General features: G+C 73.5%; 20 protein-coding genes. 14 read left to right on the top strand and 6 right to left on the bottom strand.

All coding sequences use genetic code 11. The features are described 5' to 3' along the window. Positions 1-19 precede the first annotated feature (19 nt). The 4 genes from ACZ5CW_RS23805 (at position 20) to ACZ5CW_RS23790 (ending at position 4,460) form a co-directional block, all read left to right on the top strand. Positions 20-1,507, top strand: coding sequence for an APC family permease (locus ACZ5CW_RS23805; RefSeq protein ID WP_468604488.1), 1,488 nt, complete (start codon positions 20-22; stop codon positions 1,505-1,507). Positions 1,508-1,542: 35 nt separating this feature from the next. Continuing rightward, positions 1,543-3,114 (top strand): amidohydrolase, encoded by a 1,572-nt coding sequence (locus ACZ5CW_RS23800; RefSeq protein ID WP_468604486.1) that lies wholly within the window; start codon positions 1,543-1,545, stop codon positions 3,112-3,114. A gap of 86 nt (positions 3,115-3,200) precedes the next feature. After that, complete coding sequence (locus tag ACZ5CW_RS23795) at positions 3,201-3,929, top strand: hypothetical protein (protein ID WP_468604484.1); 729 nt, start codon at positions 3,201-3,203, stop codon at positions 3,927-3,929. Between the two features lie 141 nt (positions 3,930-4,070). Beyond that, positions 4,071-4,460 (top strand): VOC family protein, encoded by a 390-nt coding sequence (locus ACZ5CW_RS23790; RefSeq protein WP_468604823.1) that lies wholly within the window; start codon positions 4,071-4,073, stop codon positions 4,458-4,460. 79 nt (positions 4,461-4,539) lie between these two features. On the opposite strand, the gene ACZ5CW_RS23785 is transcribed toward ACZ5CW_RS23790, so the two are convergent. After that, positions 4,540-6,147 (bottom strand): carbohydrate-binding protein, encoded by a 1,608-nt coding sequence (locus ACZ5CW_RS23785; protein ID WP_468604482.1) that lies wholly within the window; start codon positions 6,145-6,147, stop codon positions 4,540-4,542. A gap of 133 nt (positions 6,148-6,280) precedes the next feature. Beyond that, positions 6,281-7,186 (bottom strand): class A beta-lactamase, encoded by a 906-nt coding sequence (gene bla / locus ACZ5CW_RS23780; RefSeq protein WP_468604821.1) that lies wholly within the window; start codon positions 7,184-7,186, stop codon positions 6,281-6,283. A gap of 173 nt (positions 7,187-7,359) precedes the next feature. Between bla and ACZ5CW_RS23775 the strand changes: the two genes are divergently transcribed. Together ACZ5CW_RS23775 and ACZ5CW_RS23770 are read left to right on the top strand one after the other, a co-directional pair. Continuing rightward, a complete protein-coding gene (locus ACZ5CW_RS23775) occupies positions 7,360-8,331 on the top strand; it encodes a LysR family transcriptional regulator (RefSeq protein ID WP_468604480.1) in 972 nt (323 codons plus the stop codon). After that, complete coding sequence (locus ACZ5CW_RS23770; protein ID WP_468604478.1) at positions 8,328-9,263, top strand: serine hydrolase; 936 nt, start codon at positions 8,328-8,330, stop codon at positions 9,261-9,263. The genes ACZ5CW_RS23775 and ACZ5CW_RS23770 overlap by 4 nt, the downstream gene beginning before the upstream one ends. A 29-nt stretch (positions 9,264-9,292) precedes the next feature. Here ACZ5CW_RS23770 and ACZ5CW_RS23765 read toward each other — a convergent pair whose 3' ends face one another. After that, a complete protein-coding gene (locus tag ACZ5CW_RS23765) occupies positions 9,293-10,081 on the bottom strand; it encodes a response regulator (RefSeq protein WP_468604476.1) in 789 nt (262 codons plus the stop codon). Then, positions 10,078-11,220, bottom strand: coding sequence for a sensor histidine kinase (locus ACZ5CW_RS23760; RefSeq protein WP_468604819.1), 1,143 nt, complete (start codon positions 11,218-11,220; stop codon positions 10,078-10,080). Before ACZ5CW_RS23760 ends, ACZ5CW_RS23765 begins: the two co-directional genes overlap by 4 nt. A gap of 258 nt (positions 11,221-11,478) precedes the next feature. On the opposite strand from ACZ5CW_RS23760, the gene ACZ5CW_RS23755 reads away from it, so the two are divergent. Beyond that, a complete protein-coding gene (locus ACZ5CW_RS23755) occupies positions 11,479-12,045 on the top strand; it encodes a GlcG/HbpS family heme-binding protein (protein WP_468604474.1) in 567 nt (188 codons plus the stop codon). Positions 12,046-12,133: 88 nt separating this feature from the next. Here ACZ5CW_RS23755 and katG read toward each other — a convergent pair whose 3' ends face one another. Both katG and ACZ5CW_RS23745 read right to left on the bottom strand, forming a co-directional pair. Further along, the gene (gene katG, locus ACZ5CW_RS23750) at positions 12,134-14,356 is read right to left on the bottom strand and encodes a catalase/peroxidase HPI (RefSeq protein ID WP_468604473.1); all 2,223 of its coding nucleotides are present in this window, start codon (positions 14,354-14,356) and stop codon (positions 12,134-12,136) included. Between the two features lie 33 nt (positions 14,357-14,389). After that, positions 14,390-14,827, bottom strand: a complete 438-nt coding sequence (locus ACZ5CW_RS23745) for a Fur family transcriptional regulator (protein WP_468604471.1) — start codon at positions 14,825-14,827, stop codon at positions 14,390-14,392. Positions 14,828-15,207: 380 nt separating this feature from the next. On the opposite strand from ACZ5CW_RS23745, the gene ACZ5CW_RS23740 reads away from it, so the two are divergent. From ACZ5CW_RS23740 to ACZ5CW_RS23710, 7 genes are all read left to right on the top strand, one after another. Beyond that, positions 15,208-16,383 carry an acyltransferase family protein gene (locus ACZ5CW_RS23740; RefSeq protein WP_468604469.1) on the top strand — a complete coding sequence of 392 codons (1,176 nt, stop codon included), beginning with the start codon at positions 15,208-15,210 and terminating at the stop codon, positions 16,381-16,383. 116 nt (positions 16,384-16,499) lie between these two features. Further along, entirely contained in the window at positions 16,500-16,979 is a 480-nt protein-coding gene (locus ACZ5CW_RS23735) for an SRPBCC family protein (RefSeq protein ID WP_468604467.1), read from the top strand. A gap of 596 nt (positions 16,980-17,575) precedes the next feature. Further along, positions 17,576-18,469: an STAS domain-containing protein gene (locus ACZ5CW_RS23730; protein ID WP_468604465.1), complete on the top strand. Its 894-nt coding sequence runs from the start codon at positions 17,576-17,578 to the stop codon at positions 18,467-18,469. After that, the gene (locus tag ACZ5CW_RS23725) at positions 18,466-18,846 is read left to right on the top strand and encodes an STAS domain-containing protein (RefSeq protein ID WP_468604463.1); all 381 of its coding nucleotides are present in this window, start codon (positions 18,466-18,468) and stop codon (positions 18,844-18,846) included. The genes ACZ5CW_RS23730 and ACZ5CW_RS23725 overlap by 4 nt, the downstream gene beginning before the upstream one ends. Next, positions 18,846-19,292, top strand: a complete 447-nt coding sequence (locus ACZ5CW_RS23720) for an anti-sigma regulatory factor (RefSeq protein ID WP_468604817.1) — start codon at positions 18,846-18,848, stop codon at positions 19,290-19,292. Before ACZ5CW_RS23725 ends, ACZ5CW_RS23720 begins: the two co-directional genes overlap by 1 nt. Further along, positions 19,289-20,350: a SpoIIE family protein phosphatase gene (locus ACZ5CW_RS23715; RefSeq protein ID WP_468604461.1), complete on the top strand. Its 1,062-nt coding sequence runs from the start codon at positions 19,289-19,291 to the stop codon at positions 20,348-20,350. Before ACZ5CW_RS23720 ends, ACZ5CW_RS23715 begins: the two co-directional genes overlap by 4 nt. Then, positions 20,334-22,010, top strand: coding sequence for a PP2C family protein-serine/threonine phosphatase (locus tag ACZ5CW_RS23710; protein WP_468604459.1), 1,677 nt, complete (start codon positions 20,334-20,336; stop codon positions 22,008-22,010). Before ACZ5CW_RS23715 ends, ACZ5CW_RS23710 begins: the two co-directional genes overlap by 17 nt. Positions 22,011-22,110: the final 100 nt, after the last annotated feature.

The raw sequence follows: 22,110 nt of genomic DNA, 5'->3' as shown, positions 1-22,110 counted from the left end.
CGCCAGAAGGGCTCCCCGTATGTCCGTGTCCACCTCCGAACTCCCGGAGGAGAGAGCATCGTCCGACGCGGCCGGCCTCCGCTCCGGTTCCCTCGGCACCGCCGACATCGCCTTCTTCGTCGTCTCCGCCGCCGCGCCCCTGACCGTCATGGCGGGTGTGGCTCCGCTCGCCATCCTGCTGGGCGGCATCGGCGCGCCCGTCGGCTACCTCCTGGCCGGCCTGACCCTCGCGGTCTTCGCCGTCGGCTTCACCACCATGAGCCGCCACGTCACCAGCGGCGGCGCCTTCTACGCCTTCATCACCCGGGGCCTCGGCCGCCCGGTCGGCATCGGAGCCGCCCTGCTCGCCCTGATCGGCTACAACGGCATGGAGATCGGCGTCTACGGCCTCCTCGCCACCACCACCCGCGACACCCTGCACTTCCTGCTCGGCACCGACGTGCCCTGGCTGCCCGTGTCCCTGGCCGGCCTGCTGCTCATCGGCTACGGCGGCTACCGCTCGATCGACTTCGGCGCCAAGGTGCTCGGCGTCCTGCTGGTCGCCGAGACCGGCATACTCGTCCTGCTCGCCGGCGGGGTCCTGCTGAAGGGCGGCGCGCACGGGCTGTCCCTCGCCTCGCTGGCCCCGGCGCACGTGTTCGTGCCCGGCACGGCCGCCGTCCTCGCCTTCGCCTTCGCGGCCTTCACCGGCTTCGAGTCCACCGTCATCTACCGCCGCGAGGCCCGCGATCCGCAGCACACGGTCCCGCGCGCCACCTATGCGGCCGTCGGCTTCCTCGGCCTGTTCTACGCGTTCGTCGTCTGGATCGCCGTCCAGGCCTTCGGCGACGACCAGGTGGTGCGGGCCGCGGGCGAGGACCCGGCCGGACTGTTCTTCACCGCGATCACCACCTATGTGGGCGGCTGGGCCGCCGACCTGATGCACGTCTTCATCGTCACCAGCGTCATCGCCTCCCTCCTCGCCTTCCACAACGCCATCAACCGCTACGCTCTCGCCCTGGCCGAGGAGGGCGTGCTGCCCCGCGCACTCGGCCGGATCCACGCGCGGCACCGCTCCCCCTACGTCGCCGGCATCGCCCAGACCGCTCTCGGCGCGGTGGTCGTCCTCGCGTTCTGGGCCGCGCACGCCGACCCTTACCAGCAGCTGCTGCTGTGGGTGAACACGCCGGGAATGATCGGCCTGATGCTGTTGCAGCTGCTCGCCGCGATCGCCGTTCCCTGCTACTTCCGCCGGGTGTCCCACACGGAGGGCGGCCTGCGCACGGTGGTGGCGCCGGTCGTCGCCGCCGTCCTGCTGACGGCCGCGATCGTGCTGGTGGTGGGGCACATCGACCTGTTCACCGGCGCGTCCCCGGCGGTGAACGTCCTGCTCGTCGTCGTGGCACCCGTCGTGTTCGCCCTCGGACTTCCGCTGGCGTGGTGGCTGCGCCGGGCCCGCCCTGAGGTCTACGCCGGTTTCGCCAGGGAACCGGCCGCGGCGACGGCACCCCACGCACCCGCCGATTGACCCGAACGCCCCTTCCCGACACAGGAGTCGCCTCCATGCCCGCTGCCGACCTCATCCTCACCGGCGCCCAGGTCCGCACCCTCGATCCCGCCCGCCCCACCGCCTGCGCCGTCGCCGTGCGCGAGGGACTGATCGCCGCGGTCGGGGAGGCGGACGACCTGCGGGACTGGCACGGCCCCGGCACCGAGGTCGTCGATCTGCACGGCGCGCACCTCGTACCCGGGCTGGTCGACTCCCACAGTCATCCGGTGTGGGGCCTGGAGATGGCGACGGGCACGGACCTGTCCGGCGTGACCGACCTGGCCGGGCTGCGCGCGGCGCTCGCCCGCGCCGAGCGGGTCGAGGGCTGGGTGATCGGCCACGGCCTGGATCACAACGCGTTCGAGGGCCGCCCCGTCCACCACGAGCTGGTGGCGGACGTACTCGACGGCACGCCCGCGTTCCTGCGCCTGTACGACGGGCACTCCGCCCTCGCCGACACCGCCGCGCTCGCCGCGGCCGGGGTGACCGGGCCGCGCACGTTCGCCCAGCACGCGGAGGTGGTGTGCGACGCCTCCGGACGGCCCACCGGGCATCTGGTCGAGCACGCCGCGATGGACCTCGTCGCACACGTCGTACCCCGGTTGTCCCACGCCGAACGGCGGGCACGGCTGCTGGAGTTGCTGTCCGCGATGGCCGCGGCGGGGCTCACCGGGGCCCATGTGATGGACGGCGCCGACCTGGAGCTGGTGGCGGCGGTGGCAGAGGAGACCGTCCTGCCGGTGCGGCTGCGGTTCGCGCCCTGGTGCATGCCGGGCGCCGACGACGACGCCCTGCGGGAGCTGATCGAGCTGCAGGGCGAGGGCGGGCGGCACTGGCTGGTCGGCGGGGTCAAGTTCTTCATGGACGGCACCGTCGAGGGCGGCACGGCCTGGCTGGAGCACCCCGACTGCCACGGCCAGGGCACGGCCGCGTTCTGGCCGGACCCGCGGGCGTACGCCGAGGCCGTCCGCACCCTGCACACGGCCGGCGTGCGCACCGCCACGCACGCCATCGGGGACGCCGCCGTACAGCATGTCCTGGACACCGTCGCGTCCCTGGGGCCCGGCGGGCGCGGGGCGCACCGGATCGAGCACATCGAGACGGCGCCCGACGAACTGCTGCCCTGCTTCGCCGAGTTGGGTGTGGCCGCCTCCCTGCAACCGCCGCACACCGGATACACACGCGACGACGGCAGCGACGAGTGGTCCCGCCGGCTGGGTGACGAGCGGGCCGCCCGCGCCTGGCGGCTGCGGGACCTGCGGGAGGCCGGGGCGACGGTCGCGCTGGGCTCGGACTGGCCCATCGCGCACTACGACGTACGGGCCGTGCTGGCGACGGCGCGCCGGCCCAAGGGCGCCGCGGCGCACCGGCCGGGCCTGACACCGCTGCAGGCGCTGGAGGGCTGCACCAGCCACGCGGCCGCGGCCGCCGGTGAGTCGGCCGTCGCGGGGCGCGTCGCACCGGGATTCCGCGCGGACCTCACCGCGCTGTCCGTGGACCCGGTGCACGCTCCCGTCGACGAACTCACCGACGCCCCGGTGACATTGACGGTGACCGGAGGGCACGTGACACACCGGGCCCCCTGACCCGCCGCCGGGCAGTGCCGGCGACCGGCGCGGCGATACCGTGGCCCGGAACGAAGGGGGGCGGCGGGGCGGGAGAGACTGGGCGGGTGAACGACTGCCGCCCGGTCCACCGGGAGCCCGCGCCGAAGTGGTACGGACGTCTGCGCGTCCGGACCGCCGACCTCTCCCCCGCCCACTGGCTCACCGAACGCCACCCCGGGCACGGCGACTTCGGCACCGTGGGGGGCGTCGCCGCGCCGGGGTTCGCCGCGTACGCGCGGATCCTGCACCCGGCGTCCCTGGACGAGCGGCCCGTACGCTGGTCGACGGTGGCCGCCGCGCACGGGACCCGGGTCCGGCCGGGCACACGGTGGCACCAGGTCGTCGGCATGGACCTCGATCACCGCGACGCCTCCGAGTACGGCCTGCCCGGAGTCTGGGACGAACACCCGTGGGAAGGCCCGACACCGCCCGCCGTCGCCGCGGCCCTCGTTCCGGTGCTGACCCGGCACACCCGTACCGCGGAACGCTGCTGGTTCGGTCTGTGGCACGGCTACGGGCGCTGGGACTTCGACGAGACCCCGGTCTTCGAGACGCCCGGCCGGGACGAGGTGCTGCTCGCCGGTGCCCTGGCCGACGCGGCCTCGCCCGTGGACATGGACGAGTTCGCCGAACTGCCCGATCTGTGGTGGCCCGAGGACCGCGCCTGGTGCCTGGGCGGCGACGTGGACCTGGTCAGCACCTACGTCGGCGGCTCCCCGGCACTGATCGCCGACCTGCTGGCCGCCCCGGGACTGGAGGCGCACCCCGTGGCGGCGGGCGACCCGGTCGACTGAGCCGGCCCGCCGCTCGCCCCCTCGCCCTGGATCTCCGTGGACGTGCCGGCGCGACCGTGGTTACCATCGGCGACGGCATCGCGTGCCGGTCACCGACCGGGTGAGGCATGGAGGTGCCAGGACATGCCCTGGAGGCATTCCTTGTCGGTCGAGTTGAACCACACGATCATCCATGCCCGGGACAACCGGGAGTCCGCCCAGTTCTTCACGGAACTTCTGGGCCTCGACATCACCACCGAGTGGGGCCCGTTCATCGCGGTCGGTCTGAGCAACGGCGTCACGCTGGACTTCGCCACCATCCCCGAGGACAAGATCACCCCGCAGCACTACGCCTTCCTCGTCTCCGAGGAGGAGTTCGACGCGGCGTACGCACGGATCACACAACGCGGTATCGAGCACTACGCCGACCCGCACCGCCGGCAGCCGGGCACGATCAACCACAACGACGGCGGCCGCGGCGTGTACTTCATGGACCCGTCGGGCCACGCCATGGAACTCATCACCGTCCCCTACGGCGGCTGGCCGGCGTAGGCGCCGCCCGGCCGCAGGCCGCGGGCACCGCAGCGGGACGCCACCGCACGTGGCGTCCCGCTGTCGCTCCTGAAGCCGGCTACGGCGTCACGACCTTGCCGCCGAAGGTCACCGCCAGGCGGCCGTCCGAGGCGAAGGACCAGCCCAGGGCGCCGGAGTACGAGGAGCAGCGGGAGCCGTTCGTACCGGTCCAGAACTGGTTGGAGCCGTCGGCGTCACCGACGGTCTTGTCGTTCGAGCCGCTGACCGCGAACCGGCACGAGGTGTCGCTGCGGAACACCGAAGTACCCTTGTCGAACGAGAAGTTGCGCTCGGCGTTGTCGATGCCGACGTTGTTCGAGACGGCCATCGTGCCGGGGTTGCTGTTGTACGTGAACCCGTGGTGGCCGTTGCGGTAGGCGATGCTGTGCCGGACCACATGGTTCACCGGGATGTCGTCCCCGCCCAGCTTGTAGCCGTTGCGGTCGCCGTTGGAGTTGACGGTGCCGTCGCTCAGGGTCCCGTTGCCGTAGGACAGGGAGTACTCGATGGTCACCGGTCCGATGGCGCCGGTGTCGGTCTTGGTGTACAGGTCCCAGCCGTCGTCGATGTTGTGGTGGGAGACGTCGTAGCGGAAGACGTTGCCGGTGCCGGTGGTCAGCTTCGCGGCGAATCCGTCGGCGTCCTCGCCGTCGGAGTCGGCGTTGTCGTGCGATTCGGAGCTGACGATCAGGTTGTCGGCCGGCCACTGCGAGCTGGGAGTGGTGGAGGAGATCCGGCCGAGCTGCAGTCCCGTGTCCCGGTTGTACGCCGTCACCACGCGCTCGACGACGTTGTTGCTGCCGCCGACGTAGATCCCGTTGTCCCCGGCGTGCTGGACGGTGAGCCCGTACAGGCGCCAGTAGGAGGCGTTGAGTTGCACTCCGCGGTTGGACGCGCTCTCGCTCTGGGCCGAGAAGTCGAGGACGGGGGTCTCGCCCGGGTAGGCGGAGAGCGTGGTGCGGGCGCTGGAGGTGCCGTCGGCGCCGACCGGAATGGTGATCGTGGACGTGTAGCGGTAGGTGCCGCCGCGCAGGTAGATCGTCCCGCCGGGGGTGATGCGGCTGATCGCCGAGGTGAGCGTCGTCGGGGCCGACTCCGTGCCGGCCGCGCCGTCGCTGCCGCCCGGGGACACATAGAGCACGGTGCCGGTGGCCGCGGCGGACACCTCGGCGTCGAGGCGATCCAGGTTGGGCAGGCCGTCCGCGGCGGTCGGGGTGAGGCGGACGGTGTTGCCGCCCGCCTTCACCGGCACGGTGAGCGTCCTGGTCGCCCAGGTGCTCCACGCACCGGTGCTCTCGAACGACGCCGTGGTGACGGTGGAGCCGTTGACCGTGACGGTCGCGGGCCGGGCCGCGGCCGTCCCGTTGGCGAACCGCACGCCCAGGGTCGCCGTGCCCGCACTGGCGGCGTCGACGGTGAACTGGGCGTACGCGCCGGCCGCGTTGGTGCCGTTGCAGAAGCCGCTGCCGGAGTAGCCGGCCCAGTCGGAGTCGATGGTGCCGGTGCAGACGGCGGCGGAACTCTCGGCCTCGATGAGGGTGCCCGCGCCGGAGCGCAGCCCGGAGTGGGGGAGATCGGTGGCGGCGGCCTGGGCCGCGGTGCCGGACAGCGCGACGAGCGTGCCGGCGATCAGACCGGCGCACGCGATGGCTGGTCTCAGATGCATCGGCTTGTCTCCTACGTGTCAGGGGGAAGGAAGTGGGGAAAGCGCTTTCCCCGATGGCTCCTCGACGGTAGGGATACGCCATGAGCACGTCAATGGTCGCGTACATGATTCATATTCAGATAGATGAATAAGCTCACTCGCCGGGCGCGAGCGTGCGGGCCACGATGCGCGCCGCTTCGGCCACGAGCGCCTCGTCCACCGGTGCGTCCTCGGCGCTCCTGGTCGACAGCACGGCCAGCACGACCGGTGTCCCGCGGGTCGTCCAGGCCACGCCGATGTCGTTGGCCGTGGCGTAGGAGCCGGTACCGGTCTTGTCCGCCAGGACCCACGGACCCGGCAACCCGGCGCGGAACCGGGCTCCGCTGGTGGTGTTGCCCTTCAGCCAGGCGACGACCCGCTCCCGGTCGGCGACCTTCAGGGCCCGGCCCAGGGTCATCCGCTCCAGGCTCCCGCCTACGGCCAGCGGGGTCGTGGTGTCGCGCGGGTCTCCCGGGATCGCGGTGTTCAGCTCCGGCTCCCACCGGTCGAGCCGGCTCACGTCGTCGCCGAGTGAGCGGAAGAAGCGGGTCAGCCCGTCGGGCCCGCCGATCTGCCGCAGCAGCAGATTGCCGGCCGCGTTGTCGCTGTACTGGATCGCCGCGGCGCACAGGTCCGCGACGGTCATACCGGTCCGCAGGTTCTCCTCGGTGCGCGGCGAGTTGGGCAGGATGTCGTGCGGCGGATAGTGGATCACCTTGTCCAGCGGGGCGCAGCCGCCCTGGTCGCGCAGGACCGCCGCCGCGGCGAACGCCTTGAACGTCGAACACATCGGGAAACGCTCACCCGCCCGGTGCGACACGGTCCGTCCGGTGCGGACGTTCCGTGCGTAGACGCCGAGCCGGGCGCCGTACCGCTGCTCCAGGTCACGCAACTCGGCTTCGGCAGCGCGGGATCCGGTGCCGGGAGCGGCGGAGGCGGTGGGCGCCGAGACGGCGCCGGCGGCCACGGCAGCTGTGGTGGTGAAGGCCAGACCCGCCTTGAGCAGGCCACGTCGGGGCATCGGGTCGGGACGGTCGGTGCTGGTCATGGGCGCAGTCCTCCCAGGGAGTCGGCCGTCGGCCCTGCGGACCCGGCGGCTCTTGGATCTTCGACGGGGACAGCGAAACAGCTGGACACCGCTCATGTCCAAGAGTGAACTTTGAACACCTCATGCCTTATTGATATGACTGCTGGGTGGATCTCCTCGCGCACCTCGAGGCGTATGTCGCGACCGCCGACGAAGCGAGCTTCTCCCGGGCGGCCGACCGGCTCGGGATCGCCCAGCCGCTGCTCAGCCGCCGCATCAAGACGCTGGAAGGGCACTTCGGCGGCTTGCTGTTCGACCGTTCACGGCGGCAGGTCACCACCACGGAGCTGGGTGTGCTGCTGCTCCCGTACGCACGGGACGTGCTGGACCGGGCACAGCGGCTGCGGCAGGCCGCCCGCTCGGCCCGGCGGTCGCGGGTACGCGCCGTCGGAGTGCCCGCGGACTGCGCCCCGGCGGCCCTGGCCCGCACCATCCGTGCGGGTACCGAACGCGGGATCACGCTCGGGATGCGCGAACTGCCGCCCGGGGAACGGGTTTCCGGGCTGGCCGACGGATCGCTCGCGTACGCGCTGCTGCGGGTCCCCCCGGAGCAGGCCGCGTTCCGAGTGCCCCTGGGGCTGGCGTCGGCACCGGACGGGCCGGGCCCCCGGCCCGGACCGGGTCGTGCGGTCCACCTGGAGGAGCTACGGCCGCGACGGAGCCGCTCGGCCGAACCACCCGCAGCACCGCCCGTCCTCCTCCTGGCCGAGGATCAGGTCATGTACTTCGAGGACAGGTTGGGCAGGGCCGCGGCTCGCGCCGGACTGCCCGGGGGGCGGGTCCGGCAGGCCGGGCCGGCGGCCACCGCCCTCGCCGAGACCCTGGCAGGGCACGCGTTGCTGCTGTGCGCGGAGCCGTTCGCCCGGCAGCACGGAGCGCGGTGGGCACCACTGGGCGACCGGTCCCTCCACCGGGGATACGACGTGAGCGCGCCCGCGGGGCCGCACGGCACGGCGGAGGTGCCGGACTGGCTGGCCGCGCTGCTCGGCCCGGCCGCCGGAGCGGCGGCCTGCGGTCCCGGTGCGCCGCGGTCCGCGGACCAGGGCGACGTCGCGGCACGGCTGGCGGCACGCGGATGAACACGGCACCCGCGCACCAGCCGGCGTACGTCGGCGACGACGGCGCCCTCCTGGACGTCGCCGAGGCGATCGCCGCGGACTGGTCGGCCCTCGGCGTCCACGGCTCCTTCCTGGCCCGGAACATCGACACCGGCGAGCAACTCGGCTTCGACATCGGGCAGTCGCTGCCCCTCGCCTCGGTGGTGAAGGTCCCGCTCGCGCTGGTCGTGCTGGACCTGATCGCGGCGGGGGAACTCGACCCGGCGCTCCCGGTGACCGTCGACCCGGCCACCAGCAGCGTCGGACCCACCGGGCTCGCGGCGTTCCGGCACCCGGCCGCCGTGGCCGTCGGTGACCTGCTCCAGCTGATGCTGTCGGTGAGCGACAACGCGGCCGCCGACGCGCTGCTCGACCTGGTGCCGGTGGCGGAGATCGACGCGCGCCTGCGCGCCTGGGGCTGCACCGGGATCCGGATGCGGCACCGGATGAACCACATGTACGAGTGCGCGGCCGGGGCCGCCGGCAACGACTTCTCCCTGGCCCTGGAGCTGGCCGTCCGGGACGAACGCGCGGGCCGGCACACCATCGAGACCCTGGACCCGGCGTATGCCAACGCCGGGTCGGCCTCGGCGCTCGTCGCCCTGCTGCGGCGTGTGTGGTGCGACGAGATCTCCACCCCGCCGGCGACGGCGGAGCTGCGCAGGTTGATGGGGCTTCAGGTCTTCACGCACCGGCTGGCCTGTGAACTGCGCGCGGACTCGCTGCGGTGGAGCGGCAAGACGGGCACCTTCCTGCACCTGCGGCACGAGATCGGTGTGGTCGAGGCGGACTCCGGCGACCGGGTGGCCATGGCCGCGCTCACCCGCGCGGACCGGCGGGCCGGTCAGGCGCCGGACATCGACCTCGCGATCGGGCTCGCGGGACGCGAGGCGTTCGAGGCGCTGCGCCGCTGAGCCGTGGCGCGTCTCCCCGGGGCGGTCGGTCAGGGCAGCAGACGCTGTTCCTTGGCCACCGCCACGGCGCCCGCGCGCGTGTCCACTCCGAGCTTGTCGTAGATGCGGCGCAGGTGGGTCTTGACCGTGGCCTCGCTGATGTAGAGGGCGCAGGCGATGGCGTGATTGGGCAGGCCGCGGGCGAGCTGCGTGAGGATGTCCCGTTCGCGCGGGGTGAGGGCGGGGCGCGGGTTGCGGAGCCGGGACATGACGCGGTCGGCGACCGGGGGCGAGAGCGCGGGGCGGCCTTGGGCGGCCGCGTGGATGGCGGTGAAGAGGTCCTCGGCGCGCTCGGCCTTCAGCAGGTAGCCGGTGGCGCCCGCCTCGATCGCCCGGGTGACGTCGGCGTCGGTGTCGTACGTGGTCAGGACCAGCACGTGCGGCGCGGGGCTGGTGGAGCGCAGTCGGCGGGTGGTCTCCACGCCGTCGATGCCCTCGCCCAGCTGGAGATCCATGAGGACGACGTCCGGCGCGGTCCTGCGGGCCAGTGCGAGAGCCTCCTCGCCGCTGCCCGCCTCGCCCACGACCTCGATGTCCGGGGCGCTGCTCAGGAGAGCCAGCAGCCCGGCGCGTACGACGGCATGATCGTCGCACACGAGGATGCGGACCGGCGCGCGGGCGGGGCCGCCGTGCGGGGCGGAGCCGCCCTGCGGGGCGGGAGTGCCGTGCGGGGCGGGAGTGCCGTGCGGGCCGGAGCCGCCATGCGGGGCAGAGCCGCCGTGCGGGCCGGAGCTGCCGTGCGGGGCAGAGCCGCCGTGCGGGGCGGGGGTGTGGGTCATCGCGGTTCCAGTGGGATGGCCGCCGACAGGGCGGTGCCCTCGCCCGGTGCCGACTCGATGGTGAGGGTGCCGCCCAACTGGCGCAGCCGGGCGCGGATGGCGGGCAGGCCATGGCCGCGCCGGTCCTCCGCGGCGGCTTCGGGCGGGGTCGTGGTACCGGGGTCGAAGCCGCGGCCGTCGTCCGTGACGTCCAGCACGATCTGGTCGTCCAGGCAGGTCAGGGTGAGGGTGGCGGTCGTGGCGGACGCGTGCTCGCGGACGTTGGCGAGGGCTCCCTGGGCGATGCGCAGCAGGGCCGACTCGACGGGCGCGGGCAGGGCGGCGGGCGGGGTGCCCTCGGCGTGGACGCGGACGGTGAGCGCGGCTGTCGTCTCGCGCTCGGCGACGGCGTGCAGGGCCCGGAGCAGGCCGCCGCCCTCCGCCAGGTCGGCGGGGGCAAGGTCGTGGACGAAGCGGCGGGCCTCGGCGAGGCTGCGCTCGGCGATCGCCGCCGCCGTACGGACATGGTCCCGTGCGGTGCCGGGCGCGGTGTCCCACAGGCGGTCGGCCGCCTGCAGCAGCATCCGCTGACTGGAGAGGCCCTGGGCGAGGGTGTCGTGGATCTCCCGGGCGAGCCGCTCGCGTTCGGCGAGGGTGCCCTCACGGCGCTCGGTGGCGGCGAGGTCGCGCCGGGTGCGGACCAGGTCGTCGATGAGGGCGTCCCGGCGGGCCGCCTGGCGTTGCATGACGACGAAGACGGTGGTGGCGACGGCGGCCACCGCGGGCGGTGCCAGCAGCACGTTGGGGTCCGGCCAGCCGGCCAGGCTGAGCTGGGCGGCCACCGCCAGCACCGTCAGCAGCGCGACCAGCGGAATCGCGGCCCGCGGCGGGAGGGTGCGCAGACCGGTGTAGAAGAGCGGGACCGCGCACCAGGCGAAGCTCGGGGCCAGGACGACGAGCAGCGCCCAGGCGGCGACGACCAGACCGAGCCAGGTCATGCGGCGCGGCGTGGGCCGGGTGCCGAGCGCGGGACCGAGGACGTAGAGCGCGGCCAGCAGCGCGGACAGGGCGATGATCCAGGGGGTGTGCGGGCCGTCGGCGTGCCGGGCCAGGTAGCGGGCGAGGGACGCGGTCAGCAGCACGAAGAACGCCGTGTGCATGACGACGGTGAGGGCGCGGGTGTCGTCGCGTGCGGCTTCCGGCACGGCTCCCACCTCCGTCGTCACCTCGCTGAACTGGGCAAACACCTTCCATTGTTCCCTGGCCCGGCGCACGGGGGGTCATCCGATCGGATGACCCCGGGGACGCCCGGTCCGGTGACGGGAAGCGGCCGGTGGCGGCCCGAGGATCGATGGGGAGGCGATTCCGCCCCAGCCCGGCCGGCGGCCGGGCTCACCGCCACAGGAAGGTCGCTCGTCATGTCCAGCCGCAGGAAGCCGTCCCGCCGTACCCGTGTCCTCATCGGCGGTGCCGCCCTGGCCGTCGCCGGTGCGGGTGTCGTCGGAACGGTCGCCGCCAACGCCGCCGACTCCACCGGTGCCGCTCCCGCCGCCGCCCCCGTCGCGGCTCGGGGCGGCGACTTGACCCAGAGCACGCATCTCACCCTCGACGCCGCCACCGAGGCGGCGCGGGCCGCCGTGGACGCCGCCGAGAAGGACGGCCGGCACGTCTCCGTGGCCGTCGTCGACCGCAACGGCAACACCCTGGTCACCCTGCGCGGGGACGACGCGGGCCCGCAGTCGTACGAGTCCGCCGAGCGCAAGGCGTTCACGGCGGTGTCGTGGAACGCGCCCACCTCGGAGCTGGCCAAGCGGCTGGAGCAGGCGCCGAACCTGAAGGACATCCCGGGCACGCTGTTCCTCGGGGGCGGCACCCCGGTGACCGCGAAGGGCGCCCCGGTCGCGGGCATCGGTGTCGCGGGCGCCCCGTCGGGCGACCTGGACGAGAAGTACGCGCAGGCGGGAGCGGCGGCGCTCGGCCACTGACGGCCGCCTGCCGCTGTCCGGCACCGCCGGACAGCAGGACGTCCGGGTCCGCCCCGCGGGGCGGACCCGGACGTCCTGTCCGAGTGGATCAGGCGAGGTCGAACCGGTCCAGGTTCATGACCTTGTCCCACGCGGCGACGAAGTCCTTGACGAACTTCTCCTTCGCGTCGTCGCTCGCGTAGACCTCGGCGAGCGCGCGCAGCTCGGAGTTGGAGCCGAAGACGAGGTCGGCGCGGCTGCCGGACCACCGCAGCTCGCCCGTGGCGGCGTCGCGGCCCTCGAACGTCGTCTGGTCCTCGGAGGTCGCCTTCCACGTCGTGCCCAGGTCGAGCAGGTTGACGAAGAAGTCGTTGGTGAGGACGCCGGGCGTCTTGGTGAGGGCACCGAGCTGCGAACCCTGGTGGTTGGCGCCGAGGACGCGCAGACCGCCGACGAGGACGGTCGTCTCGGGGGCGCTCAGGGTGAGCAGGTTGGCCCTGTCGAGCAGCAGGAACTCGGCCGGCAGCCGGTTGCCCTTGCCGAGGTAGTTGCGGAAGCCGTCCGCGCTCGGCTCCAGGGCCTCGAAGGACTCGGCGTCGGTGTGCTCCTCGGTCGCGTCGACCCGGCCCGCGGTGAAGGGCACCTCCACCGCGTAACCGCCCTCCTTGGCGGCCTTCTCCACGGCCGCGACACCGCCGAGGACGATGAGGTCGGCCAGGGAGACCTTCTTGGCGCCGGAGGAGGCGTTGAACTCCTGCTGGATGCCCTCGAGGGTGCGCAGGACCTGGGCGAGCTGGTCGGGGTCGTTGACCTGCCAGCCGCGCTGCGGCTGCAGGCGGATACGAGCGCCGTTGGCGCCGCCGCGCTTGTCGCTGCCGCGGAAGGTGGAGGCGGACGCCCAGGCCGTGGTGACCAGCTGGGACACGGTGAGGCCCGAGTCGAGCAGCTTGGTCTTGAGCGCGGCGATGTCGGCGTCGTCGATCAGCTCGCCCTCGCGCTGCGGCAGCGGGTCCTGCCACAGCAGGGTCTCCTCCGGTACCTCCGGGCCGAGGTAGAGCGACTTCGGGCCCAGGTCGCGGTGGGTCAGCTTGTACCAGGCGCGGGCGAAGGCGTCCGCGAACTCCTGCGGGTTCTCGTAGAAGCGGCGGGAGATCGGCTCGTAGATCGGGTCGAAGCGCAGCGACAGGTCGGTGGTGAGCATCCGCGGGCGGTGCTTCTTCGACGAGTCGAACGCGTCCGGGATGATCTCCGCGGCGTCCTTCGCCACCCACTGGTGGGCGCCGGCCGGGCTCTGGTCCAGCTCGTACTCGTACTCGAAGAGGTTCTTGAAGAACCCGTTGCTCCACTGGGTCGGGGTCGTGGTCCAGATGACCTCCAGGCCGCTGGTGATGGCGTCCTTGCCCACACCGGTGCCGTAGGTGCTCTTCCAGCCCAGGCCCTGCTCCTCGAAGCCGGCGGCCTCGGGGTCGGCGCCGACGTGGTCGGCGGGACCGGCGCCGTGGGTCTTGCCGAAGGTGTGGCCGCCGGCGATCAGGGCGACGGTCTCCTCGTCGTTCATCGCCATGCGGCGGAACGTCTCACGGATGTCGCGGGCCGCGGCGATCGGGTCCGGGTTGCCGTTGGGGCCCTCCGGGTTGACGTAGATGAGGCCCATCTGGACGGCGCCGAGCGGGTTCTCCAGCTCGCGGTCGCCGGTGTAGCGCTTGTCGTCGAGCCAGGTGGTCTCGGGACCCCAGTAGACGTCCTCCTCCGGCTCCCACACGTCCTCGCGGCCGCCGCCGAAGCCGAAGGTCGCAAAGCCCATCTGCTCCAGGGCGACGTTGCCCGTGAGGATCATCAGGTCGGCCCAGGAGATGCTCTGGCCGTATTTCTTCTTGACCGGCCACAGCAGACGGCGGGCCTTGTCGAGGTTGCCGTTGTCCGGCCAGCTGTTGAGCGGGGCGAAGCGCTGCTGCCCGGCACCGGCGCCGCCGCGGCCGTCGCTGATGCGGTAGGTGCCCGCGCTGTGCCATGCCATACGGATCATCAGCGGGCCGTAGTTGCCGAAGTCGGCGGGCCACCAGTCCTGCGACGTGGTCAGCACCTCGGCGATGTCCTGCTTCACGGCCGCCAGGTCGAGCGCCTTGAACGCCTCGGCGTAGTCGAAGCTCTCGTCGAGCGGGTTCGCCACGGCCGGGTTCTTGGCAAGGATCTTCACGTTGAGCCGCTCCGGCCACCACTGACGGTTGCCGCCGCCCTGGGTGGGGTGCAGGGCCCGGTCGTGGACGACGGGGCAGCCGCCGCCTTCCTCCGCCTTCGCGTCTGTGACGATCGCGTCGTGGTTCTCAGTCATGGCAATCCTTCCGAACTGTGCGGAACTCGGTGCTCAGGAACTGCGGCCGGTGGAACAGTCGGGGCAGGTGCCCCAGTAGACGACCTCGGCCTCGTCGATGGCGAAACCGCGGTCGTCGGAGGCGGTCAGGCAGGGCGCGTCGCCGACCGCGCAGTCGACGTCGGCGACGGCACCGCACGACCGGCACACGATGTGGTGGTGGTTGTCGCCCACGCGTCCCTCGAATCGGGCCGGGTGGCCGGCCGGCTCGATACGGCGCACGAGCCCCGCCGCGGTGAGGGCGTGGAGGGCCTCGTAGACGGCTTGCAGGGAGATATGGCCTACGCGGTGGCGGACCCCGGAGGCGATCGCCTCGACGCCGAGGTGGTCGCCGTCCCGGACGGTCTCCAGCAGCGCGACGCGGGCTGCCGTCACGCGCAGGCCGGCACCGCGCAGCTCCTGGGCGGTGGTCGGGGTCGGGGAGGCGGTCATGGAGCCGAACCTACCCTCATAAACACGAAGGGTTCAATAAAACGAAGGATGCAATTCTGGCCTTCCCGCTCGTCGGCTCGGGATCCAGCTCCGCTTCCCTGCAGCCGGTTCCGGTTGCTCCGGACGGCGAACCGGACCGCGTGTTCGGCCGTCGGCGCGGCGTCCCGGGGCACGGTCGTCGGGCCGGTCGGCATCCGTGGGAGAGATGGACGCCGTGGCCGTCGTCGCTCGTACGGGTGCACCCGGTCCGGCCGTCCGTGGCATACGGGGCCCGGCCGTTCGGCAGCAGTGTGATGTTTGCCCGGTGAGGTGAGGGACCGGTGTGAACGGGCAACGTTCCCCCTCATGCCCCACGCGAACCCCTTGCGGCAGGTGATTCGATGACCACGGCGACGCCCCGGGCGCTCCGGACGCCGCCCGGCGGACCCGGCGAGAGGACCGCCGGGTCCTCCTCACCCGCCGCCATGACGTCCCTGCCGTCCCTGACCGGGCTGCGGTGGATGGCGGCGCTGCTGGTCTTCGGACTGCACGTGAACAACTTCGGCTACTTCGGAGGCACCGGCGGCCGCCTGGTGTCCTGGGGGTTCGGCGCCGGTGCCACCGGGGTGTCGTTCTTCTTCGTGCTGTCCGGATTCGTGCTGACCTGGTCGGCGCGGCCCGGCGACCGCGCGCTCGCCTTCTGGCGGCGGCGCGTCGCGCGCGTCTACCCGGTGCATCTGGTCACCCTGTCCGTGGCCCTGCTCATGGCGTACACGCAGGCGCACCAGCCGCGGCCGACGCTGAAGCAGGCGGCGGCCAATGGGCTGCTGCTGCATTCCTGGTGGCGCCCGTGGTGGCAGACGCTGAACCCGGTCAGCTGGTCCCTGGTCTGCGAGGCGTTCTTCTACGCGGCCTTCCCGCTGCTGATCCTGCTGCTGCGCCGGCTCGGTGCGCGCGGGTCGGCCGCGCTGGGCGGGCTGTCGATGGCGGCGGTCCTGTTGCTGGCCTGGTCGGACGCCCACCACTGGTGGACCTACGCGCTGTACTCGTTCCCCGCCGCCCGGCTGCCCGAGTTCGTGCTCGGCGCCGTCACCGCGCGACTGGTGCTGCTCGGCCGCTGGCGCGGTCCCGGTCTCGAGGCCTCGCTCGCCCTGGCGCTCATCGGCTACTTCTACGTCCCGCAGATCACGCCCGGCTACTCCGCCACCGTGTGCACGATCGTCGGGTTCGCGCTGCTCATTCCGGCCGCGGCCGTCGCGGACCTGCACGGCCTGCCCTCGCTGTGGCGGCACCGACGGCTCGTGCGGCTCGGAGAACTGTCGTTCGCCTTCTACATGATCCACCTGCTGGTGCTGCGGGCCGCCACGCCCGTGCTGGGCACGAAGCCGCACTTCGGGGTCCTGGCGGGACTGGCCGTCACCACGGCCGTGTTCGCCGTGTCGCTCGCGCTGGCCTGGGTGTTGTACGAGGCGGTGGAGTGCCCCGCGAGACGGCTGCTGCTGCGACGGCGCCGGGGTTCCTCCCCGCGGCCGGATCCGCCGCGGGCCCGCCGTGGGGCTCCGGCGGCGCGGGACTGAGTCGACGCCCTCACCGGCACTCACCGGTACGGTTCCGTAGCCCGGTTCGGGCATGGGCCGCGCTCAGCCTGGAACCCGGTCCTCTCACGCAGTCGACGCAACGAGAGGGATCACTCATGTCTCAGGTCGAGGAGTCCGTGCGGGTCGACGTGCCGGTGCGCACCGCCTACAACCAGTGGACCCAGTTCGAGACCTTCCCGGCGTTCATGGAGGGCGTCGAACGCATCGAGCAGCGGACCGACACCCTCACCCACTGGGTGACCGAGATCGGCGGGGTGCGCCGGGAGTTCGACGCCGCGATCACCGAGCAGCGGCCCGACGAGCGGGTCGCGTGGACCACGGTGGACGGATCGGCGCGGCAGGCCGGTGTGGTCACCTTCCATCGCATCGACGACTCCAGCACCAAGGTGATGCTGCAGCTGGACTTCGAGCCCGAGGGCGTGACCGAGACGGTCGGCGACAAGCTGGGCCTGGTCAAGCGGCGCGTCGCGGGTGATCTGCACCGGTTCAAGAAGTTCATCGAGGAGCGTGGCGGCCGGGAGACCGGGGCGTGGCGCGGGGAGGTCGGCGGCCCGGAGGGCGGCGGCGTGTTCTGACCGGTCGCACTCCCGGGTGACGTCGGCAACAGCCAGGAGAGTCCGGCGTGATTCGGGGTAGACGGCCCACCGACACCGGCCCGGCGGCGGAAGCCGCCGGGCCGAGACCGCTTGACGCAACGGAGGAGCCGTGTCGACGTGCGCGGGACAGAGACCGGGGTGTGCCGGTGGGCGGACGCCGACCCGTTCGCCGGCCCTCCGCACCGGCAGCCGCATGCCCGGGCAGGCCACGTGTCCCGGGGCCGGGAGCCCTCGGGCGCACCGGGCCCTCGGGCGAGCGAGGCTCGTGGACCCGGTTCCGAGCCGTGGTTCGTGGGGGTCGTGTCGGCACGGAAGGGTCCCGGACCCTCCGGTGGCGCGCCCTCGGCCGTCGCGGTCCCACTCCCCCGGGTGCTGAGACGGTCATCGGCGTGCGGGCCGGCGGCCCCGGAGCGGGCCCGCCGGCCGGAGTGCGCGCAAATGCCCGGAGTCGACGGGCGGGGAGCGTGCCGCGGGGTTTGGCCGGGCCCGAGCCGACGGCTACTGTTGCCGGACGGCAATGATCGGCTTCGGAGCCGGCCGACCGGCGGGCGGCGCGTGGCTGTGCGAGAGGAGAGATGAGAGTGCCGGACCAGGACGCGGCCGCATCGGCGCCCCAGGTGGTGAGTACCTTCCTGGAGGAGCGCCGCGAACAGATCGCCCAACGCTGGGCCGACGCCCCGCTGTTCCGCTCGATCTTCACCGTCTCCCGCGACGAGGCGGTCGAGGCGTGCAAGGCCGTGGTGGACGCGCTCTCCGAAGTGTCCGTCAGCGGACGGCTCGAGGACATCGCGGCGCCCGGGTTCTCGCCGGTGCGCGACCAGTTGGGGCGGATGACCCAGACCCGGGCGCGGACCGGATCCACCGCGACGCAGATCGCCGACGAGGTGGCCGGACTGCGCGCCCCGGTCGTGGAGCTGCTGCGCAAGGAGTTCGCCGACCCCGCCACCCCGCAGGCCCAGGAGAGTCTGCTGGCCCTGACCCTGCTGATGGGCACGCTGCGCCTGGTGGTGATGGAGACGGCGCTGGACGCGAACGCGGAGCTGATCGAACGGCAGCGGCAGCAGCTGCTCGAAGTGGCCACCCCGGTCATCAAGTTGTGGGAGGGGACGGTCGCCGTACCGCTGATCGGCACGCTGGACAGCGCGCGCAGCCAGGTCGTCATGGAGTCGCTGCTGGAGGCCATCGTCGACCAGCGGGCCCGGTACGCCATCCTGGACATCACCGGTGTGCCCACGGTCGACTCGCTGGTCGCGCAGCACCTGATGAAGACGGTGGCGGCCGCGCGGCTGATGGGCGCCGAGTGCATCGTCTCCGGTATCCGCCCGGCCATCGCGCAGACCATCGTGCAGCTCGGCATCGACCTGGGCTCGGTGCTCACGCGTTCCTCGCTCGCCGACGCGCTGGCGTACGCGCTGAGCCGGCAGGGCATCGAGGTCTCCCGAGCGGAGACGGGTGCGAGCGCCCGGTGAACCAGCCCACTCCCGGTCAGTCGGCCCAGATCCCGGTGCTCGCCCTGGGCGACGTCCTGCTCGTCTCGCTGCAGGGCGAGCTGCACGACGGCATGGCCGAGCAGCTTCAGCACGACATCACCAGCCGGATCGCCACCAGCGGGGTGACCGGTGTGGTGATCGACATCTCCGGAGTGGACATCGTCGACTCGTTCCTCGGCCGGGTGCTCGCGGAGATCGCCTCCACGGCCCGGCTGCTGGCGGCGCGTACGGTCCTGGCCGGGATGCGGCCCGCGGTGGCGATCACCCTGGTCGAGCTGGGGCTGACGCTGCCCGGGCTGGTCACCGCCCTGGACGTCGACCGTGCCCTGGAACTGCTGTCCCAGAGGGGGACATGATGCGGACGTCCGGCCAGGCCTCCGTGACCAGCCTGCCCATCGGCTCGGACGCGGATCTGGCCTGGGTGCGGCAGGAGGTGCGGCAGTGCGCGGCACAGCTCGGCTTCGGCCTGGTCCAGCAGACCAAGCTGGTCACGGCGGCGAGCGAACTGGCCCGCAACACCCTGGTGCACGGCGGCGGCGGGCGGGCGGAGATCACTCCGCTGGACAGCGGCCGGGCCCGGGGCCTGCGGATGTCCTTCATCGACAGCGGTCCGGGCATACGCGACCTGGAGCTGGCCATGACCGACGGCTACACCAGCGGGGGCGGCCTCGGGCTGGGGCTGAGCGGCGCGAAGCGGCTGGTGCACGAGTTCAGCGTGGACACCGAGCCGGGCCGTGGGACGACCGTCACGGCCGTCGCCTGGGTGGCGCAGGTTCCCGCGTCGCGTCCGGGGGCGGGATGAGCCGGGTCTGGGAGGTCCCGGTGCACGATTCCACGCGGGTCCGGGACGCACGGGCGGCCGCCCGGGAGGCGTGTGCCCACGTGGGGCTCGCGCCGCCGCGCACGGCGGCCGCGGAGCTGGTCGCCACCGAGCTGGCCACCAACCTGCTCAAGCACGCGGGCGGGGGCCGCATGCTGGTGAACCTCGTGGTGCCGCCGACCGGCCGTCCGGGCACCTCGGTGCAGCTCTGCTCGCTCGACCACGGGCCGGGCATCGCCGATGTGACCGCCGCGCTGCGGGACGGCTACACCACCGCGGGCGTCTCCCTCGGCGCGGGCCTGGGCAGTTGTCTGCGCAGCGCGAACGCCTTCCATCTGTACAGCGCGCCGGGCCGCGGGACCGTCGCGGTGGCCCGGATCGACCCCGAGGCCGACGGGCGCGGGGCACCGGCGGCCGACGTGCCCGCGGGCGGCATCACCCTCGCCCTCGCGCAGGCCGAGCAGTGCGGGGACGCCTGGAGCTGGGTGCGCTCCGGCGGGCTGCTGACGCTGCTGCTCGCCGACGGCCTCGGGCACGGCCCCAAGGCCGCGCACGCCGCCGGCGCCGCGGTCGCGGAGCTGCGGCGCGCCGCGCATCTGCCGCCCGTGGAGATCCTGCGCCGGCTGCACACGGCGCTACGGCCCACACGGGGCGCGGCGGTGACGGTGGCCCAGGTGGACACGGAGCGGGCGGAACTCAGCTTCGCCGGGGTCGGCAACGTCGGCGCCCGGTTGCGCACCGGGGACAGCTGGACGTCTCTCGTCTCCCATCCGGGGATCGTCGGGGCGTACTTCCCGGCGCACGTCCCCCTGCGCAGGATGCCGTGGCGCCGGGACAGTCTGCTCGTGGTGCACAGTGACGGACTGCCCAGCCGCTGGACCCCGCCGCAGGACCCGCATCTGCTCGGCCACGATCCGTCGGTGGTGGCCGCGACGATCCTGCGGGACGCCGGCAGCCCCGCCCGCCCCGCCCGCGACGACACCAGTGTGGCCGTACTGGCCCCCGACCGCCGGACCAGCGCCCATGACAGCCGCCTCTGACTCCTGGACCATCGCCTCCGCCGCCGACGCGGTCCGCGCCCGTGCCCTGCTGGCGCGGCTCGCGGCGGACGCCGGCGTGCCCGCGCTCGACCGTGCCCGCTTCCTGGCCGCGCTCGGCGCCCGGTTGCGCCGCGGCCTGGCCGCGGGCGGCACGGAACTCACCCTGACCGCCCGCGCGGACGGGGAACTGCACATCCTCCTGGCCGGGCCCGAGCCGTGGCGGCACACGCTCAGCTGCCCCTCCCCCGTGGCCGGCCCGCTGCCCGGCCCGGCCGACCTGGACGACGCCCGGCTGGCCGAGGCGCTGCTGGCCGCCGACGAGGACGCGGCCGCCGTCCTGGCGAGCCTGGACGAGACGGAGGAGCTGGTCCGCTTCCACCGGGAGGAGCTGCACCAGACGAACCAGGGTGTGCTGGCGCTGCACGCCGAGCTGGAGGCCGCCGCGCTGGCGCAGCGCGAACTGCTCGACGCCGAGCGGGCCGCGCGCGCGGAGGCCGAGAGCGCCCGCCGGCTGCTGACCTTCCTGGCCAACGCCAGCGCCGTCCTGAACGCCTCGCTCGACCACGAGGACATCCTGCGCCGGCTGCCCGAGCTGCTGGTCCCGGACTACGCCCGGCACGTGGACATCTGGCTCCTGGACGACGACCGGACACCGCCGGGCGACCGGGCGGCGGCCACGGTGACGGCGGCACGCACCGGACGCCCGCAGCACGCCGGCCCCCATCCCGGTGAACTCCCGGGGGTGGACGACCTGCCCGCCTCGGCGCTGTCCCCGGACCGGCCGTTGCTGTGCCTGCCGCTCGGCGCCCGCACCGTGCAGGGAGTGCTGACGCTGGCCGCCCCCGGTGACCGCTTCGCCCCGGACACCACCGTGATGCTGCTGGAGGTGGCCCGGCGGGCGGGCATCGCGCTCGACAACGCCCGCCGGTACGAGCAGCACCGGGACGTCGCCGAGGCCCTGCAACGCGCCCAGCTCACGGAGCTGCCCGCCACCTCCGGCCTCGCGCTGGCCGCCCGCTATCTGCCGGCCACGCACGGTCTGAACATCGGCGGCGACTGGTACGACGCCTTCCCGCAGCCGGACGGCAGTGTGCTGGCGGTGATAGGAGACGTCACCGGGCACGGGCTGCGGGCCGCGGTGATCATGGGGCAGTTGCGCACCGCCCTGCGCGCGTACGCCGTCGAGGGCAACGGGCCCGCCCGGATCCTGACCCTGCTGCACCGCATGCTGCGCCACCAGCAGCCGGAGTTGTACGCGACCTGCGCGATCGCCCGGTTCACGCCCGGTGCGCCCGGGGTGGTCTGGGCCGCCGCCGGGCATCCGCCGGCGCTCACCCGGGACCCCGGGGGCGAGGTGCGGGTGCTGGAGGCCAAGCCGGGGATCATGCTCGGTGTGCCGGTGCCGCACGAGTACGAGGAGCACACCGTCGAGCTGCCGGCGGGCTCCACCCTCGCGCTCTACACCGACGGTCTGGTGGAGCGCCGTTCGGCCGGGATCGACGCGGGCATCGACCGGCTCGCGCAGGCCATGGGGGCGCTCGGCGCGGCGGACCTGGAGGACCTGGACACGGCGGCCGACTCCCTGCTGAAGCCGATGCTGCACGACTCCGAACACGACGACGACATCTGCCTGTTGCTGTGCCGCACCACGACGCCGTGAACAGTCGTGGGGGGGGGGGGGGGGGGGGGGGGGGGGGGGGGGGGGGGGGGGGGGGGGGGGGGGGGGGGGGGGGGGGGGGGGGGGGGGGGGGGGGGGGGGG

Source organism: Streptomyces sp. NPDC031379 (assembly GCF_055569615.1).
Note: the sequence above shows the minus strand (reverse complement) of the source record. Positions and strands in the feature narration are given on the sequence as shown.